Origin of the sequence: Streptomyces bikiniensis (genome assembly GCF_000716625.1) — a bacterium.
In the GTDB taxonomy this organism is placed as follows: Bacteria; Actinomycetota; Actinomycetes; order Streptomycetales; family Streptomycetaceae; genus Streptomyces; species Streptomyces bikiniensis.
On sequence record NZ_JNXJ01000033.1, the window covers coordinates 16,251 to 32,541 of the forward strand.

17 protein-coding genes are annotated in these 16,291 nt (G+C 75.6%); 13 read left to right on the top strand and 4 right to left on the bottom strand.

Features of this window, described 5'->3' with window-relative positions; translation table 11 throughout:
* Positions 1–111 precede the first annotated feature (111 nt).
* A complete protein-coding gene (locus tag OO47_RS24160) occupies positions 112–1,137 on the top strand; it encodes a hypothetical protein (RefSeq protein WP_030219450.1) in 1,026 nt (341 codons plus the stop codon).
* A complete protein-coding gene (locus tag OO47_RS36965) occupies positions 1,134–1,625 on the top strand; it encodes a GNAT family N-acetyltransferase (protein ID WP_030219453.1) in 492 nt (163 codons plus the stop codon). Before OO47_RS24160 ends, OO47_RS36965 begins: the two co-directional genes overlap by 4 nt.
* Positions 1,626–1,724: 99 nt before the next feature.
* Here OO47_RS36965 and OO47_RS24170 read toward each other — a convergent pair whose 3' ends face one another.
* Positions 1,725–2,867: an NADH-quinone oxidoreductase subunit D gene (locus tag OO47_RS24170; RefSeq protein ID WP_030219455.1), complete on the bottom strand. Its 1,143-nt coding sequence runs from the start codon at positions 2,865–2,867 to the stop codon at positions 1,725–1,727.
* A gap of 31 nt (positions 2,868–2,898) precedes the next feature.
* On the bottom strand, positions 2,899–3,882 hold the full coding sequence (locus OO47_RS24175) for an SAM-dependent methyltransferase (RefSeq protein ID WP_030219457.1): 984 nt from the start codon (positions 3,880–3,882) through the stop codon (positions 2,899–2,901).
* A 132-nt stretch (positions 3,883–4,014) separates the two neighbouring features.
* Between OO47_RS24175 and OO47_RS24180 the strand changes: the two genes are divergently transcribed.
* Positions 4,015–5,217, top strand: coding sequence for a sensor histidine kinase (locus OO47_RS24180; protein ID WP_030219461.1), 1,203 nt, complete (start codon positions 4,015–4,017; stop codon positions 5,215–5,217).
* 23 nt (positions 5,218–5,240) lie between these two features.
* Positions 5,241–5,918 carry a response regulator gene (locus OO47_RS24185; RefSeq protein ID WP_030219467.1) on the top strand — a complete coding sequence of 226 codons (678 nt, stop codon included), beginning with the start codon at positions 5,241–5,243 and terminating at the stop codon, positions 5,916–5,918.
* 99 nt (positions 5,919–6,017) lie between these two features.
* Here the strand turns inward: OO47_RS24185 and OO47_RS24190 are convergent, their stop codons facing one another.
* Positions 6,018–7,100: a DUF5937 family protein gene (locus tag OO47_RS24190; protein ID WP_199812333.1), complete on the bottom strand. Its 1,083-nt coding sequence runs from the start codon at positions 7,098–7,100 to the stop codon at positions 6,018–6,020.
* Positions 7,101–7,262: 162 nt separating this feature from the next.
* Between OO47_RS24190 and OO47_RS24195 the strand changes: the two genes are divergently transcribed.
* Complete coding sequence (locus OO47_RS24195) at positions 7,263–7,526, top strand: hypothetical protein (RefSeq protein ID WP_407696344.1); 264 nt, start codon at positions 7,263–7,265, stop codon at positions 7,524–7,526.
* Positions 7,527–7,603: 77 nt separating this feature from the next.
* Here the strand turns inward: OO47_RS24195 and OO47_RS24200 are convergent, their stop codons facing one another.
* On the bottom strand, positions 7,604–8,830 hold the full coding sequence (locus tag OO47_RS24200; RefSeq protein ID WP_078489864.1) for a threonine aldolase family protein: 1,227 nt from the start codon (positions 8,828–8,830) through the stop codon (positions 7,604–7,606).
* A 125-nt stretch (positions 8,831–8,955) separates the two neighbouring features.
* Between OO47_RS24200 and OO47_RS24205 the strand changes: the two genes are divergently transcribed.
* The 8 genes from OO47_RS24205 (at position 8,956) to OO47_RS24240 (ending at position 16,287) form a co-directional block, all read left to right on the top strand.
* Positions 8,956–9,930 (top strand): Rossmann-like and DUF2520 domain-containing protein, encoded by a 975-nt coding sequence (locus OO47_RS24205; protein ID WP_033210125.1) that lies wholly within the window; start codon positions 8,956–8,958, stop codon positions 9,928–9,930.
* A gap of 305 nt (positions 9,931–10,235) precedes the next feature.
* Positions 10,236–11,252 (top strand): pantoate--beta-alanine ligase, encoded by a 1,017-nt coding sequence (panC, locus tag OO47_RS24210; protein WP_033210140.1) that lies wholly within the window; start codon positions 10,236–10,238, stop codon positions 11,250–11,252.
* Complete coding sequence (locus tag OO47_RS24215; protein WP_051716243.1) at positions 11,249–12,946, top strand: L-aspartate oxidase; 1,698 nt, start codon at positions 11,249–11,251, stop codon at positions 12,944–12,946. Before panC ends, OO47_RS24215 begins: the two co-directional genes overlap by 4 nt.
* Entirely contained in the window at positions 12,943–13,974 is a 1,032-nt protein-coding gene (gene nadC / locus OO47_RS24220) for a carboxylating nicotinate-nucleotide diphosphorylase (RefSeq protein ID WP_030219487.1), read from the top strand. The genes OO47_RS24215 and nadC overlap by 4 nt, the downstream gene beginning before the upstream one ends.
* A complete protein-coding gene (locus OO47_RS24225) occupies positions 13,974–14,780 on the top strand; it encodes a type III pantothenate kinase (protein ID WP_030219490.1) in 807 nt (268 codons plus the stop codon). The genes nadC and OO47_RS24225 overlap by 1 nt, the downstream gene beginning before the upstream one ends.
* 163 nt (positions 14,781–14,943) lie before the next feature.
* Positions 14,944–15,516 carry a hypothetical protein gene (locus tag OO47_RS24230; protein ID WP_030219493.1) on the top strand — a complete coding sequence of 191 codons (573 nt, stop codon included), beginning with the start codon at positions 14,944–14,946 and terminating at the stop codon, positions 15,514–15,516.
* Between the two features lie 14 nt (positions 15,517–15,530).
* Complete coding sequence (locus OO47_RS37385) at positions 15,531–15,707, top strand: hypothetical protein (protein ID WP_030219496.1); 177 nt, start codon at positions 15,531–15,533, stop codon at positions 15,705–15,707.
* A 148-nt stretch (positions 15,708–15,855) separates the two neighbouring features.
* The gene (locus OO47_RS24240; protein ID WP_030219498.1) at positions 15,856–16,287 is read left to right on the top strand and encodes a BlaI/MecI/CopY family transcriptional regulator; all 432 of its coding nucleotides are present in this window, start codon (positions 15,856–15,858) and stop codon (positions 16,285–16,287) included.
* The last annotated feature ends 4 nt before the right edge of the window (positions 16,288–16,291 follow it).

The window sequence follows — 16,291 nt, forward strand, 5'->3', positions numbered from 1 at the left end:
GGCCCGAAACGGAACCGGAACGGGCGGTATCCACTTCCGGTGGCGAGAAGTGGCCAAGAGATTGCCGGGCCGATCCCCCGCACGGCGCCTACGCACGGTAAATTTCAGGCCATGCCACGTGGACGCCACCGCCATTCCCCGCCTCTGCACAAGCTGCTGCCGCCCTCCGCGGTCGCCGGCGCCGCGGTCGTGTGCGCCGCGGCCGCCTGGCTGCCCGGCGACCTGGTGGTCGTGCGGCTGCTGACCGCCGCCGCGGCGGCCGCGGCCGTCACCGGCGCCTTCCTCATGCGCAGTTGGGACCGGAGCGCCGGACTGCGGGTCGCCGAGACCGAGCGGGCGCGCGCCGCCGACCAGTGGAAGGCCGAGGAGCGGGCCGCCGAACTGGAGTCCGACCTCGAAGAGTCCCGCGCCCTGCGCGCCCGGCTCGACGCCAAGCTCCGCGCCAAGCGCGTGGAGCTCGCCGGACTGCGCGGCGAGCACGCCGACCTGCTCCGCCGCTACGCTACCGCCGAGACCGAGCGCGCCAGCGCCCTGGAGGGCCGCCGCGTCCTCGCCCTGGAGAGCGCGGGCGGCGGCGACGCCAAGGCCCTCCCGGCCGCCGGCTCCGCACTCACCCCGGAGGCCTTCCGCCGCGCCGCCGAGGCCCTGCGCGACCTCCCGCGCAACGCCGCCGCCCAGCAGGCCCGCCGCACCGCCGAGGCCGCCCGCGCCCGCGACCTCGCCGAGCGCGCCCGGGAGACGGAGGAGCCGCAGGGGAAGCACGCGGCGGCCGCCGGGACCGAGCAGTACACCCGGCCGGCCGCCCCCGCCCTCCCGCCCGCCGCCCCCGTACCGGTCGCCGCCGCGATCGTCCCGCACGCCTCCCGCAGGTCCGTCCCGCGCCCCGAGGGCGGCTTCGACTTCTTCGGCACGCAGAAGACGGCGGAGGCCATCGAGGCCGTGCAGCACACCGACCTCGCCGACGTCGTCGGCGAGGAGGTCCTGGCCGCCGGGGCCGCGCTCGGCACCCCGGCCGGCGCCCCCGGCATCGGCACTCCCGTGCCGCCGCGGACGATCGGCCAGGTCATCGACCTGACCGCGCACGACGAGACGGAACAGCTCGACGTGGCGGAGCTGCGCGGGGCCGTGAACTCATGACGCACCGCCTCGCCGCCCTCCCCGCCGGTGAGGTCGCCCGCCGCCGGGACGAACTGCTCGCCCTGTGCGCCCAGGCCTTCTGCGGCGAGCCCTGGCACGAGCCGCCGCTCGGCGCCGTACGGACCGTGGAGCGGCTGCTCGGCTCGGCGGCCGGGCGGCCCGACTTCCGGGCCGTCGCCGCGTTCGGCCCCGACGACGAACTCCTGGGCTTCACGGCCGGCTGGACCGACACCGTCCTGACCGGCCGGGAACCCGCCTTCGAACTCGCCGAACTCGTCGTCGCCCCCGCCCGCCAGGGCCTCGGCACCGGCCGCGCCCTCCACGACGCGATCCTCGCCGGCCTGGCCCCGGGCTCACGCCTTCTGATGACCCTCGACGTACCGGAGTTGACGAAGCGGTACGAGCGCTGGGGCTGGTCCGTGTACGACCGGCGCACGCCGGGCACGTCGGGGCGCGTGTACGCGGTGATGCGCCGCGAGGACGGATAGCGGCGGGTTCTACCTGCCGGTACCGGCCCCGCTCCTTACGGACAGCGGCGGGTTCTGCCTTGCCGGTACCGGCCGGCTCCTCACGGATGGCCGCGGGTCCTACTTGTCGATGTCGCCGACGACGAAGAAGAGCGAGCCCAGGATCGCCACCATGTCGGCGACCAGCGTCCCCGGCAGCAGTTCGGCGAGGGCCTGGATGTTGTTGAACGAGGCCGAGCGCAGCTTCATCCGGTACGGGGTCTTCTCGCCCTTCGACACCAGGTAGTAGCCGTTCACGCCGAGCGGGTTCTCGGTCCACGCGTACGTGTGGCCCTCCGGCGCCTTCAGGACCTTCGGCAGCCGCTGGTTGACCGGCCCCGGCGGCAGCTCCTCCATCCGGTCCAGACAGGCGTCCGCCAGGTCCAGGGAGTTGTGCGTCTGGTCGAGCAGGCACTCGAACCGGGCCAGGCAGTCGCCCTCCTCCCGCACCGCCACCCGCAGCACGTCCGCCAGCTCCCCGTACGCGAGGTACGGCTCGTCGCGGCGCAGGTCGAAGTCGACGCCCGAGGCGCGGGCGATCGGCCCCGACACCCCGTACGCGTGGACCGCCTCCCGCGACAGGACCCCGATCCCGCGCGTGCGGCCCCGGAAGATCTCGTTGCCGAGGACGAGCCGGTCGTACACGTCCATCCGCGAGCGCACGTCCGCGACGGCCTGCCGCACCCGGCCCGTCCACCCGGCCGGCAGGTCCTCCTTGAGGCCGCCGACCCGGTTGAACATGTAGTGCATCCGGCCGCCGGACGCCTCCTCCATCACCGCCTGGAGCTCCTCGCGCTCCCGGAAGGCGTGGAAGACCGGGGTGATCCCGCCCAGTTCGAGGGGGTACGAGCCCAGGAACATGAGGTGGTTGAGGACCCGGTTCAGCTCGGCGAGGAGCGTACGGGCCCACACCGCGCGCTCCGGGACCTCCATGCCCAGCATCCGCTCGACGGCCATCACCACGCCCAGCTCGCTGGAGAACGCGGACAGCCAGTCGTGGCGGTTGGCCAGCATGACGATCTGGCGGTAGTCCCGCGCCTCGAAGAGCTTCTCGGCCCCCCGGTGCATGTAGCCGACCACCGGCTCGGCCGACCGGATCACCTCGCCGTCCAGGACGAGCCGGAGCCGGAGCACGCCGTGGGTCGAGGGGTGCTGCGGCCCGATGTTCAGCACCATGTCGGTGCTCTCCGCCGCGCCGCCGATTCCGACCGTCGTCTCCGTCATGCGGCCAGTATCTCCCGTACGGGCCCCGCCCCTACGGCCCGTCCGCCGGGGGCACCCGCCGGGTCAGCCAGAGGAAGTCGCCGAGGCCGCCCCGGGCGGTCAGCTCGGCGGCCTCGCCGGCCGAGGACAGGGCCCGGACGTACCCGGCCGGGTCGGTGGAGGCGAGCGCGAGGGGCGGCCGGTCCCCGGTCACCCCGAGCCGCCGCAGCGCCTCCCGCTGCGTGACCAGCTCCGTGCCCGCCCCTCCGGAGGAGGCCGCCGCGCACGCGTCCAGCGCCACGTGGGACGTCAGGTCGCAGGAGCCGTCCGGAACCGGCGGCACCTCGCGGCCCGCGCGGAACCCGGTCAGGGAGCCGAAGGGCGGCCGGGAGCCCCGTACGTGCGCGTAGTCCACGGCCACCGCCCGGCCCGCCGCCAGACAGGACACCGCAGACGCCCAGGCCTCGTCCCGGGGCCGCCCGATCTCGGCCCGCGCGCCGGGCTCCCGCAGCGGCCACCAGCGCTCCAGCCACTCCGCGTCCGCCCCCGAGACGGGCGCGCCGAGCCGCTCCGTGCCGTCGGCGCGCACCTCCACGTACCGGACCGTGCCCGCCGCGTCCGCCTCGGCCGCGTCCACCGGCACGTTGTCCAGCCACTCGTTCGCGAAGAGCAGCCCCCGCGCCCCGCGCGGCGGCCGGTCCGTCCACTCCACCCGGGGGTCGAGCCCGTCCGGGCGAGCGGCGCGCTCGACCGCGTACGCCCGTACCGAAAGGCCGCTCCCGGCGGTCGCCGCGAGCACCCCGGCGAGCAGTTCCCCGCGCCCCGCGCCCACGTCCACGAGATCGACCCGGTCCGTCCCCAGTTCCTCCGCGACCCCGGCCAGGAGCCGGGCCACGGCCCCCGCGAAGAGCGGGGAGGCGTGCACCGAGGTGCGGAAGTGCCCCGCCGGGCCCTCGGGCCGCAGGTAGAAGCCCCCGGGGCCGTACAGCGCCCGCTCCGTGGCCTCCCGCCACCCCCACCACGTCTTGTCCGTCACGGACCACAGTCTCCCCTCCGGGCCCGCCCCGGCCCCCCGCCACCGTCTCCACCTCGGGGAGTACGGTCCCCGAGCCAAGGATCGACCCCACGGTTGATCCCCGAACCTTCCCCCTTCCCTACGCTGGGTGACGTGCAGCGCCTCTACGACTTCCTCCGCAGACACCCCACGGGCGTCGACGGCTTCTGGGCCCTCGTCCTCCTCGGGTTCTCCCTGCTGTGGGTGGGGTCGACCTACCCGCCGGTCGACCATCCCGTCGCGTACGGGATCGTCGCCGCGCTCTTCTCCCTGGTCCTGGCGCTGCGCCGGCGGGCTCCGGAGCGGATGCTGCTGCTCACCGTCGCCCTCGGCCTGCTCCAGCTCGCCCTCGGCCTGGAACCGTTCCTGGCCGACTTCGCCATGCTCGTGATCATCTACACGGTCGCGGCGCACGACGGACCGCGCTGGGCGTCCCGCCTCGCCCTCGCCGGCGGACTGAGCGCCGCCACGCTCGCCCAGTTCAGATGGCCGGTGGAGGACCCCGCCTCCGGCCCCGCCAAGGTCTTCTTCACGGTCATCATGACCGTGCCGTTCGTCCTCGCCTGGGTTCTCGGCGACTCCCTGCGCACCCGCCGCGCCTACTTCGCGCAGCTGGAGGAGCGCGCCTCCCGCCTGGAGCAGGAGCGCGAGGCCCAGGCCAAGGTCGCGGTCGCCGCCGAGCGGGCCAGGATCGCCCGCGAGCTGCACGACGTCGTCGCGCACAACGTGTCGGTGATGGTGGTCCAGGCCGACGGCGCCGCCTACGTCATGGACTCGTCCCCGGAGACCGCGAAGCAGGCCCTGGAGACCATCTCCACCACCGGCCGGCAGGCGCTCGCCGAGATGCGCAGGCTCCTCGGCATCCTGCGCACCGGGGAGCACCAGGAGGCCGGGGAGTACGTGCCGCAGCCCGACGTGGGCCAGATCGAGGACCTGGTCGAGCAGGTCAGGGGCGCCGGCCTCACCGTCGACTTCGCGGTCGAGGGGAGCCCCCGCCCGCTGCCCAGCGGCGTCGAGCTCACCGCGTACCGGATCGTGCAGGAGGCCCTGACCAACACCCGCAAGCACGGCGGGCCGGACGCGGGCGCCAGCGTCCGCCTGGTCTACTTCGACGACGGCCTCGGGCTGCTCGTCGAGGACGACGGCCGGGGGGCGCCGCAGGAGATGTACGAGGACGGGGGCGCCGACGGGCGGGGCCACGGTCTGATCGGCATGCGGGAGCGGGTCGGCATGGTCGGCGGCACCCTGGACGCGGGCCCGCGTCCGGGCGGAGGCTTCCGGATCAGCGCCCTGCTCCCCCTCAAGCCCGCCCACTGACGACCCCTAAGGAAACCGCTCCCATGCCCATTCGCGTGATGCTCGTAGACGACCAGGTGCTGCTGCGCACCGGCTTCCGCATGGTGCTCGCCGCCCAGCCGGACATGGAGGTCGTGGCGGAGGCGGGCGACGGCGCCGAGGCCCTGGAGGTGCTGCGGTCGACGGAGGTCGACGTCGTCCTGATGGACGTGCGCATGCCGAGGCTGGACGGGGTGGAGGCGACCCGGCGGATCTGCGCCCAGCCGGACCCGCCGAAGGTGCTGATCCTGACCACCTTCGACCTCGACGAGTACGCGTTCTCCGGTCTGAAGGCGGGGGCCAGCGGCTTCATGCTGAAGGACGTGCCGCCGGCGGAGCTGCTCGGCGCGATCCGCTCGGTGCACAGCGGGGACGCCGTGGTGGCGCCCTCGACCACCCGCCGTCTCCTCGACCGCTTCTCGCCGATGCTGCCGTCGACGGGCCGCGAGCCCGAGCACAAGGAGCTGGGGCGTCTGACGGACCGCGAGCGGGAGGTGATGATGCTGGTCGCGCAGGGCCTGTCGAACGGCGAGATCGCCGCCCGGCTCGTCCTCTCCGAGGCGACGGTGAAGACGCACGTCGGCCGCATCCTCACCAAGCTGGGCCTGCGCGACCGGGTCCAGGTCGTGGTCCTCGCGTACGAGTCGGGGCTGGTCAGGGCCGGGGGCGGCGGGGCGGCGTAGGACGGCCGCGGCTTCCCTTCCGGGGCGGGAGCGCCGCCTTCTGGAGCGGGAGCGCCGTCTTCCGGGGCGGGAGCGCCGCTTTTTGGATAGCGCCGCTCGCTATCGCAGCACCGACTCCAGGAAGTCGCTGCCCAGGCGGGCGGTGACGGTCACGTCGAGCTGGTGCAGGACGTACCGGCCGCGCCGCCGGGTGGTGACCAGGCCGGCCTTCTTCATGACCGCGAGGTGGCGGGAGACCTCGGGCGGGGTGATGCCGTACGCGTCGGCCAGCTCGCTCGTCGTGTACTCGCCCCGGGCGAGGCTGCGGCAGAGCCGCATCCGCATCGGGTGGGCGACCGCCTCCAGGCGCAGCTTGACCGCCTCCACGGGGGTGCCGCCGCCGAGGTCGCGGGCGGGCACGGGGTACTGGACCACCGGCTGCCAGCCGGGCGCGTACAGCGCGGAGAGGTGCGGCCAGCCGAAGGCGGTCGGCAGGAACGTCACGCCGGTGCCCTCGGCGGTGGTACGGCGCTGGAGCAGCTTGTCCACGACGATCCGGGAGCCCCGCTCGTCCTCCTCCAGGGCCATCGAGGAGGAGGCGTCGGCGACGGCCTCGGCCAAGCCCTTGCGGCGCATCAGCTCGGTCTTGTGGCGCGCGTCGGCGGCGAGCTGGACCCGGACGCGGCGCCAGGTGTCGCCGAAGAAGGCCTCGTCGCAGTCCTCCAGGAGCCGCCGGACCCACGCGCGCGTGCCGGGCGGGTCCGCGAGCATCCGCTCCACGAAGGCGGCCTGGCGCGGGCCGCGCGCGGCGGCCAGGTCGAGGGCGCGGCGGCGCATCCGCCCGTCCACGAGCGGGGACGGGGCGCCGTGCGCGTAGTGGCCGGCGCAGGAGATCTCCAGGGCCGCGCCCACGTACTTCTCGTCGTCCATCCGGTCGAGGTCGTCCAGCTCCTCGGCGAGCGTCTCGCGGGGGCGGGCGGGCAGCAGGATGTCGGACCGGGTGGAGCGCCACATGAAGTCGGCCTTGTGGAGCCGGTCCGCGAGCTCCGGCTTCAGCGCGGCGGCCGTGGTGGTGGTCCAGGCGTGCAGCCGGGCGTGGTGCGCGGGCTCCGCCAGGGCGTGCAGGGCGGCGCCCAGCTCGGCCAGGGGCGAGGGGCAGAAGGAGATCCGCTCGTGCGGCAGTCCGGTGATGTCGATGGTCACGCTCACCGTGTCATGGTGCGGGACGGACCGGGGGCGGTGTCGCGCCGATTGACGGGGACCGTCAAACGGCGGTCGCGGGCGGGTCCGGCCGTCGTTTGACGGGGCTCGTCAACCGGCGGGCCGGGGCGCCGGGGAACGGGACACGGTGGGGGCGTGAACGCGATGCACCAGTACCTCCTCGACGCCTCCCGCGCCGCCCGGCTCGGCGATCCGCCGCCGCCCGCGCCCGGCACCCACGACCTCGCCGTCCTGCGGGCGGTCCGGGACCGGCGCCGCTTCGCACGGGTCCTGGCGGGGCGCCCGGCCCGGGGCGGCCTCCGCGCGGCCCTGCGCCGCGCGGGTCTGTTCGGCGCGGGCCGCACGGCCCCGTCCCGTACGGCCCCGTCCCGTACGGCTCCGGCGACGCGCAGCCGTCCGGCCGACTGAGGCGTCAGGGCGCCCGGCAGCCCCCGGTCCGCCCCCGAGGCGCCCGGCAGCCCCGGGGCCGGCCTCCGAGGCGCCCGTCAGCCCCGGGCCGCCCCCGGAAGCCGCGACAGGAAGTCCCGTACCGCCTCCCGTACGTCCTCCGCCGTCCACTCCAGGCCCGGGCCCGCCACCGTCAGCTCCGTCCGGGCGACCCCCGGCGGGCCGCCCGGGCCCGGGGCGGACCAGCGGCGGAAGAGGACGGTGCCGGTGGCCTCGGTCTGGGCGAGGGCGGCGGCCGTCAGGGTCTCGGGGGAGTACGGCAGCCAGACCTGGAACTGGTGGGTGTGCGGGACCTCGGGGTGGACCCGGAACCAGCCCGTGCCCGCCTCCGCGAGCGCCTCCCGGACCGCGTCGGCCACCACGCGCGCGTGGGCCGCGTACGAGGGCAGCCGGGGCAGCTCGGCGTCCAGGCCCCGGAGCGCGGAGAGCGCCGCCGGGTACTGCTGGAAGACCTGGCCCCCGTACCGGTGCCGCCAGACCCGGGCCTCCTCCATGACGTCCTCGGGCCCGGCGAGCGCGGCCCCGGACTGGCCGCCGAGGGACTTGTAGAACGACACGTACACGCTGTCCGCGAGCCCCGCGATCTCCGCGAGCCCCCGGCCGAGGTGCGTCGGGCACTCCCACAGGCGCGCCCCGTCGAAGTGGACGACCGCGTCCCGCTCCCGGGCCGCCTCCACCACCTCCACCAGCTCCTCCCAGGCGGGCAGCACGAAGCCGGCGTCCCGCAGCGGCAGCTCCAGCATCAGCGTCCCGAACGGCTCCGGGTGGTCCCGCACCTCCTCGGCCGTCGGCAGCCGGGGCGCGTCGGTGGGGTGCGTCGTGCGGAGCCCGGAGACGGCCCCGAGCGCCCCGGCCTCGTGGACCTCGGGGTGGGCGAGCGGGTGGAGGGCGACGACGGGGCTGCCGGTGCGCCCGGCCCAGCAGCGCAGCGCCACCTGCTGGGCCATGGTGCCGGTGGGGAAAAAAACGGCGGCGGGCAGGCCCAGCTCCTCGGCGACCCGCCGCTCCAGGACCTCGACCGGGCCGTCGCCGTATGCGTCGGGCGCCGCCCCGCCGTACCCGGCGGCCTCCGCCCACGCGGCCAGCTCGCGCAGCCGCTCCCCGACCGTGCCGTCCACCGGGGAGCGCCACAGCTTCCGCGCGGCTCCGCCCCAGACCTCCGCCCGGTGCAGCCGGGCCGCCTCCTCGTCCTCGGGCTCCACGGGGCCACCGGTTTCCACAGGTTCCGCACTTTCCGCAGTTTCCGCACTTTCCGCAGTTTCCATGGGGTGATCATCACACCGCCGCCCACACCCTGTGGACAGCCACGGAAGGGCCTCCGACGCTGGCGTAGCATGACCAGAAATCGTCCGGTACCCGCCGAGGACTGGAACGGAAGGCCGTCCCCACCGTGAACGCACCATCAGCGCCAGAGTCCCGAGCCGGGGACCGGCCCGCCCGGCTCACCGTCGGAGTCGTCGGCGCCGGCCGGGTGGGCCCCGCCCTCGCCGCCTCCCTCCGGCTCGCGGGACACCGCCCCGTCGCCGTCTCGGCGGTCTCCGACGCCTCGCGGCGCCGCGCCGCCGCGCTCCTGCCGGACGTGCCGGTCGTGGAGCCCGCGCGCGTCCTCGCCCTCGCCGACCTGGTCCTGCTCACCGTCCCCGACGACGCCCTGCCCGGCCTGGTCGAAGGGCTCGCCGACACCGGGGCCGTACGGCCGGGACAGCTGCTCGTGCACACCTCCGGGCGGTACGGGGCGCGGGTCCTCGACCCCGCCCGCCGGGCCGGCGCCCTGCCGCTCGCCCTGCACCCCGCCATGACCTTCACCGGCACCGCCGTGGACGTGCAGCGGCTCGCCGGGTGCTCCTTCGGGGTGACCGCGCCCGAGGAGCTGCGGCTCGCCGCCGAGGCCCTGGTGATCGAGATGGGCGGCGAGCCCGAGTGGGTCGCCGAGGAGGCCCGCCCGCTCTACCACGCGGCCCTCGCCCTCGGCGCGAACCACCTGGTCACCCTGGTGGCCCAGTCGATGGAGCTGCTCCACAAGGCCGGGGTCGCCGCCCCCGACCGGATGCTCGGGCCCCTCCTGGGCGCCGCCCTCGACAACGCGCTGCGGTCCGGCGACGCGGCCCTGACCGGCCCCGTCGCGCGCGGGGACGCGGGCACGGTCGCCGCGCACGTGGCCGAGCTGCGCAAGCACGCGCCCGGGACCGTCACCGGTTACCTGGCGATGGCCCGCACGACCGCCGACCGGGCGCTCGCGCACGGCCTGCTCAAGCCCGAGCTGGCCGAGGACCTGCTGGGGGTGCTCGCCGAGACCCCGACGGGCGCGACCGGCCCGACCGGCACCACCGGGACCGCCGACGGGCCGCAAGGAGACGACCGATGAGCCTGCCCGCCCGCGACCACGACCGGACGCCTGCCGGGGCCTCCGCGCCGGCACGGGACACCACCCCCGCCGGGGCCTCCGCGCCCGCCGGGGCCTCCGCGCCTGCCGGGACCTCCGCGCCCGCAGGGGAAACCACCCCCGCCGGGACCTCCGCGCACGCCGGGGCCCCCGCCCCCACGGGAACCCCCGCCCCCTCCGCCCCCGCAGGGTCCTCCCCCGTCCCCGCAGGGACCCCCGCCCCCGGTCAAGACCGCTCCCCCGCCGACCGCCCCCGCCAGGCCGGCCTCGTCCCCACCGCCGAGGGGCTGCGCGACGCCGCCGCCCGGCGGGGCGCCCCCGGGCGCAACGCCGTGGTCATGACCATGGGCGCCCTCCACGAGGGCCACGCCACCCTGATCCGCGCCGCACGCGCGCGCGTGGGGGAGGACGGCTTCGTCGTCGTCACCGTCTTCGTCAACCCGCTCCAGTTCGGCGCGGGCGAGGACCTCGACCGCTACCCCCGCACCCTGGACGCCGACCTGGAGCTGGCCCTCGGCGCGGGCGCGAGCGTCGTCTTCGCGCCCTCCGTGGACGAGGTCTACCCGGGCGGCGAGCCGCAGGTCCGGGTCACCGCCGGACCCATGGGGGAACGGCTCGAAGGCGCCTCCCGGCCCGGCCACTTCGACGGCATGCTGACCGTCGTCGCCAAGCTGCTCCACCTCACCGCCCCCGACCTGGCCCTCTTCGGGCAGAAGGACGCCCAGCAGCTGGCCCTGATCCGGCGCATGGTCCGGGACCTGAACTTCCCGGTCGAGGTCGTCGGCGTGGAGACCGTCCGCGAGGAGGACGGCCTGGCCCTCTCCAGCCGCAACCGCTACCTGTCGGCCGGGGAGCGCCGGACCGCCCTCGCGCTGTCCCGCGCGCTGTTCGCCGGCCGGGAGCGCCTCGCCGCCCAGGAGGCGCTGCGCGCGCGGGCCGACGCCCTGCCGAACGGGCGGGACCGGGCCGGGAACCGGGCCGAGGCGCTCTCCCGGCTCGGCGAGGCCCGGGCCGCCGCCGACGCCCACGCGGTCGCGCAGGCCGCCGAGTGCGCCGGCGCCGGAGCCGTGCGCGCCGCCGCCCGCGCGGTCCTGGACGAGGCGGCGAAGGCGGAGCCGCCGCTGACCCTCGACTACCTGGCCCTGGTGGACCCGGCGGACTTCACCGAGGTCGCCGACGACCACGACGGCGAGGCGGTCCTCGCCGTCGCCGCGCGCGTGGGAAGCACGCGCCTCATCGACAACATCCCCCTGCGCTTCGGGCCCCCGAGCCCCGAATCCCCGACCCTCGGAGCCACCAAGTGACCGGAACACGGCTGCACGCCCCCGAGCCGGGCTGGGCCATCGACGCCGACGTGGTCGTGGTCGGCTCCGGCGTCGCCGGCCTGACCGCCGCCCTGCGCTGCACCGCCGCCGGGCTCCGTACGGTCGTCGTCACCAAGGCCTTGCTCGACGACGGCTCCACCCGCTGGGCCCAGGGCGGCATCGCCGCCGCGCTCGGCGAGGGCGACACCCCCGAGCAGCACCTCGACGACACCCTCGTGGCCGGTGCCGGGCTGTGCGACGAGCGCGCGGTGCGGACCCTGGTCACCGAGGGGCCGGACGCGGTCCGCCGGCTGATCGAGACCGGCGCCCACTTCGACACGACCTCCGGGGGCGAGATCGCGCTGACCCGCGAGGGCGGCCACCACCGCCGCCGGATCGCCCACGCGGGCGGGGACGCGACCGGCGCCGAGATCTCCCGCGCCCTGGTCGAGGCGATACGCGACCGGGGCGTGCACACCGTCGAGCACGCCCTCGTCCTGGACCTCCTGACGGACGCGGCGGGCCGTACGGCCGGGGTGACCCTGCACGTCATGGACGAGGGGCAGCACGACGGCGTCGGCGCCGTCCACGCCCCCGCGGTGGTCCTCGCCACCGGCGGCATGGGCCAGATCTTCTCCGCCACCACCAACCCGCCGGTCTCGACCGGCGACGGCGTGGCCCTCGCGCTGCGCGCCGGGGCCGAGGTCTCCGACCTGGAGTTCGTCCAGTTCCACCCGACCGTGCTCTTCCTGGGCGCGGGCGCCGAGGGCCAGCAGCCGCTGGTCTCCGAGGCGGTACGGGGCGAGGGCGCGCACCTGGTGGACGCGGACGGGGTCCGCTTCATGCTGGGGCAGCACGAGCTGGCCGAGCTGGCGCCCCGGGACGTCGTCGCCAAGGCGATCACGCGCCGGATGCGGGAGCAGGACGCCGAGCACATGTACCTCGACGCCCGGCACTTCGGGGCCGAGATGTGGGAGCGGCGCTTCCCGACGATCCTGGCCGCTTGCCGCGCCCACGGCATCGACCCGGTCACCGAGCCGATCCCGGTGGCCCCCGCCGCCCACTACGCCTCCGGCGGCGTCCGCACGGACCTGTATGGCCGGACCACCGTCCCCGGCCTGTACGCGTGCGGGGAGGTCGCCTGCACGGGCGTCCACGGCGCCAACCGGCTCGCCTCGAACTCGCTCCTGGAGGGCCTGGTCTTCGCCGAGCGGATCGCGGAGGACGTCGTCGAGAACGGACCGCACCGCGAGGGCACGCCGGTCCCGTCCGCCCCGCCGCGCGTGATGCCGGTGCTCAAGCCGGGCCTGCGCCCCGACCTCCAGCGGATCATGAGCGCGAACGCGGGCGTGCTGCGCTCCGGGGAGAGCCTGCGCAGGGCGGCCGCGGCCCTGGAGGAGCTGAGCGTCGACGCCGTCATGGACCACCTGGGCAAGAGCTCCGAGCCGTGCACGGAGGCCTGGGAGGCCGCCAACCTCCTGGAGGTCGCCGGCGCCCTGGTGACGGCCGCGCTCGCCCGCGAGGAGACCCGCGGCTGCCACTGGCGCGAGGACCGGCCCGAGCGCGACGACGCCGTCTGGCGCCGGCACCTGATCGTGAGCCGTGACTCCCACGGCCTTTTCGCCGCCCACCCCACCGCCGGCGCGGACTTCCCCTCCGTGACCGCCGAAGTCTCCAAGGAGCCGCAGTCGTGAGCACGCCCGAGGAAGCCCGTCCCGAGCCCGTGGACGTCCCCCTCATCCAGATCAGCACCTTCGAGTCGGCCCCCGGGGACGCCGAGGAGGCCGGCGGCTGCGGCGACGGCTGCGGCTGCGGCGACGAGGAGTTCGTGTGCGGGCTCGACCCGGCGCTGGCCGAACTGCTCGCCGGCGCCGGCCTCGACCCGGTCCAGGTGGAGGACATCGCCCACCTGGCGCTCGCCGAGGACCTCGACGGCGGGGTGGACGTGACGACCGTGGCGACCGTCCCCGAGGACGCCGTCGCCACCGCCGACTTCACCGCCCGCGAGGCCGGTGTGGTGGCCGGCCTGCGGGTCGCGGAGGCGGTCCTGTCGATCGTCTGCACCGACGCCTTCGAGGTCGAGCGGCACGTCGAGGACGGCGAGCGCGTCGAGGCCGGGCAGCAGCTCCTGAGCGTCACCGCCCGCACCCGCGACCTGCTCACCGGCGAGCGCAGCGCGCTCAACATCCTGTGCCGCCTCTCCGGCATCGCCACCGCCACGCGCGCGTGGGCGGACGCCCTGGAGGGCACGCGGGCCAAGGTCCGCGACACCCGCAAGACGACCCCGGGCCTGCGCGCCCTGGAGAAGTACGCGGTCCGCTGCGGCGGCGGCGTCAACCACCGCATGTCGCTGTCGGACGCGGCCCTGGTGAAGGACAACCACGTGGTGGCGGCCGGCGGCGTCGCGGAGGCCTTCAAGGCGGTGCGCGAGCTGTTCCCGGAGGTGCCGATCGAGGTCGAGGTCGACACGTTGCACCAGGTCCGCGAGGTCCTGGACGCGGGCGCCGACCTGATCCTGCTCGACAACTTCACCCCGGGCGAGACGGAGGAGGCCGTGGCGCTCGTCGCGGGCCGCGCCGTCCTGGAGTCCTCGGGCCGCCTCACCCTGGAGAACGCGGCGGCGTACGCGGCGACCGGTGTCGACTACCTGGCGGTCGGCGGCCTCACCCACTCCTCCCCGATCCTCGACATCGGCCTCGACCTGCGCGAGGTGCGGGCCTGATGCTGCTCACCATCGACGTCGGCAACACGCACACGGTCCTCGGCCTCTTCGACGGGGACGAGATCGTCGAGCACTGGCGGATCTCCACGGATCCGCGCCGGACCGCCGACGAGATGGCGGTCCTGCTCCAGGGCCTCATGGGCATGCACCCGCTGCTCGGCGTCGAGCTGGGCGACGGCATCGAGGGCATCGCGATCTGCGCGACGGTCCCCTCGGTCCTGCACGAGCTGCGCGAGGTCACCCGCCGGTACTACGGGGACGTCCCGGCGGTCCTGGTGGAGCCGGGCGTCAAGACGGGCGTCCCGGTCATCACCGACAACCCGAAGGAGGTCGGCGCGGACCGCGTCATCAACGCGGCCGCGGCGGTCGAGCTGTACGGCGGCCCGGCGATCGTCGTGGACTTCGGCACGGCGACGACGTACGACGCGGTCACCGCGCGCGGGGAGTACGCGGGCGGGGCCATCGCGCCGGGCATCGAGATCTCGGTGGAGGCGCTCGGCGTGCGCGGGGCGATGCTCCGCAAGATCGAGCTGGCCCGCCCGCGGAACGTGATCGGCAAGAACACGGTCGAGGCGATGCAGTCCGGCATCATCTACGGCTACGCGGGCCAGGTGGACGGCGTGGTGGCCCGGATGAAGCGCGAGCTGGTCGGCCCGAAGGGCGACCCGGACGACGTGACCGTGATCGCGACGGGCGGCCTGGCCCCGATGGTCCTCGGCGAGTCCACGGAGATCGACGAGCACGAGCCCTGGCTGACCCTGATCGGCCTACGCCTGGTGTACGAGCGGAACGTCTCGCGCGCGTAGCCCGCGCGGCCGCCCCTCCCGGAGAGGGGGGCGGCCGTACGGACGGAGGGCCCGCACCGCCGAACGGCTGCCGCCCGGCGCGCCGTAATGATCCTTAAGCGGAAATTGTCCGATTAGCGCGTACCGTCGGCCCATGCCCACGCCATACGGATCCCGTGGCGGCATGGCGTTCAGCGCGGACGAGCTGCGTGTGCTCCGCCGCGCCCTTGCCATCGCCCTCCAGCCCGCCCCCCTTCAGGACGAGGACGTCCAGGACTGCCTGCGCCTGGCCGAATCCGTGGACGAGGCGGTACGCGAGGCCGGTCGGCTGCGCGCCTTCCTCCTCGCCGACCTGGTCCGCTACCGCGAGGCCCTGCCGGGCTCCCTCGGCGGCTACCTGGAGCTCCTCCGGGACGCGCTGGCCGCCGGGTACGACCCCGGGGCCGACGACCTCGCCGCCCTGCGGGCCCTGCGCCGCAACCCCGCCGCCGCCGAGCTGCTCGCCCGCTGCCAGGGCCTCGCCGAACGCTCCGTACGCGCGCGCCTGGCCCGGGTCGTCCAGGCCACCGCCCCCGCCGCCGACCGCGCCTCCAGGGCCCGGCTCCTCGCCCTGCCCGGCGGACGCGCGGCGGCCGACGAGCCCAGGCCCACCCCGCCCGTCCCGGCGGAGCGCCCGGTGCCCAAGCCCTCCGAGGTGTTCCCGCCGCGCCGGCGGCCCGTTCCCCCGCCCCCGCCCGAGGAGCGGGCCGCCGGATAGCTACCCTGGTCGCCATGGAATACGTATCCGCGCTCCTGCCCCCCGTCGTGATGGCCGCGTTCTTCATCGCCCTCGTCGTCACGATCGTCAAGAGCCAGGGCGGTCCGAACAAGGCCAAGGAGGACGCGGCCGTCGACGCCGCCCTCGCCCGCACCGAGGCGGCCCGGCAGCCGGACGGTTCCGCCTCCTGACCCCGCCGGGGTTCCGCACCACCGGGGACGTACGGCCTCACGAGGTCGTGCGTCCTTTTTGCTTGCCCCGGATCGGTTTCGCGCTGTTTCGCTCCGTTTTCCGGCGTCGATCGACCCTTACCGGCGTTTCGCGCACTATGGTGGCGCTGTGCCCCGTCCTTTGGGAGAGCTCGAAGACGCCGTCATGACGCGCGTGTGGCAATGGAACCGCCCGGTGACCGTCCGGGAAGTTCTGGAGGACCTCCAGCGGGAACGGTCCATCGCCTACACCACCGTCATGACCGTCATGGACAATCTCCACCAGAAGGGCTGGGTCCGCAGGGAAGTCGAAGGCCGCGCCTATCGCTATACGGCGGTCTCCACCCGCGCCGCCTACGCGGCCGCACTGATGAACGAGGCCTGGAGCCGCAGCGACAATCCCGCCGCCGCCCTCGTCGCCTTCTTCGGGATGATGTCCCCGGAGCAGCGCGAAGCGCTCGACGACGCCATTCGGATCGTCCAGCGGGACACCCCGCTCCCCGGACCCCTGCCCGCCCCGCCCCGGGAGGGCGGCGGGGAAACCGGGTCCGAAGGGCGATAACGTC

What these genes read in the sequence shown, in the direction of transcription:
- OO47_RS24160 (WP_030219450.1), top strand. Translation starts at nt 112, where the DNA reads ATGCCACGTGGACGCCACCGCCATTCCCCGCCTCTGCACAAGCTGCTG.
- OO47_RS36965 (WP_030219453.1), top strand. Translation starts at nt 1,134, where the DNA reads ATGACGCACCGCCTCGCCGCCCTCCCCGCCGGTGAGGTCGCCCGCCGC.
- OO47_RS24170 (WP_030219455.1), bottom strand. Translation starts at nt 2,867, where the DNA reads ATGACGGAGACGACGGTCGGAATCGGCGGCGCGGCGGAGAGCACCGAC.
- OO47_RS24185 (WP_030219467.1), top strand. Translation starts at nt 5,241, where the DNA reads ATGCCCATTCGCGTGATGCTCGTAGACGACCAGGTGCTGCTGCGCACC.
- OO47_RS24195 (WP_407696344.1), top strand. Translation starts at nt 7,263, where the DNA reads ATGCACCAGTACCTCCTCGACGCCTCCCGCGCCGCCCGGCTCGGCGAT.
- OO47_RS24200 (WP_078489864.1), bottom strand. Translation starts at nt 8,830, where the DNA reads ATGGAAACTGCGGAAAGTGCGGAAACTGCGGAAAGTGCGGAACCTGTG.
- OO47_RS24225 (WP_030219490.1), top strand. Translation starts at nt 13,974, where the DNA reads ATGCTGCTCACCATCGACGTCGGCAACACGCACACGGTCCTCGGCCTC.
- OO47_RS24230 (WP_030219493.1), top strand. Translation starts at nt 14,944, where the DNA reads ATGGCGTTCAGCGCGGACGAGCTGCGTGTGCTCCGCCGCGCCCTTGCC.
- OO47_RS37385 (WP_030219496.1), top strand. Translation starts at nt 15,531, where the DNA reads ATGGAATACGTATCCGCGCTCCTGCCCCCCGTCGTGATGGCCGCGTTC.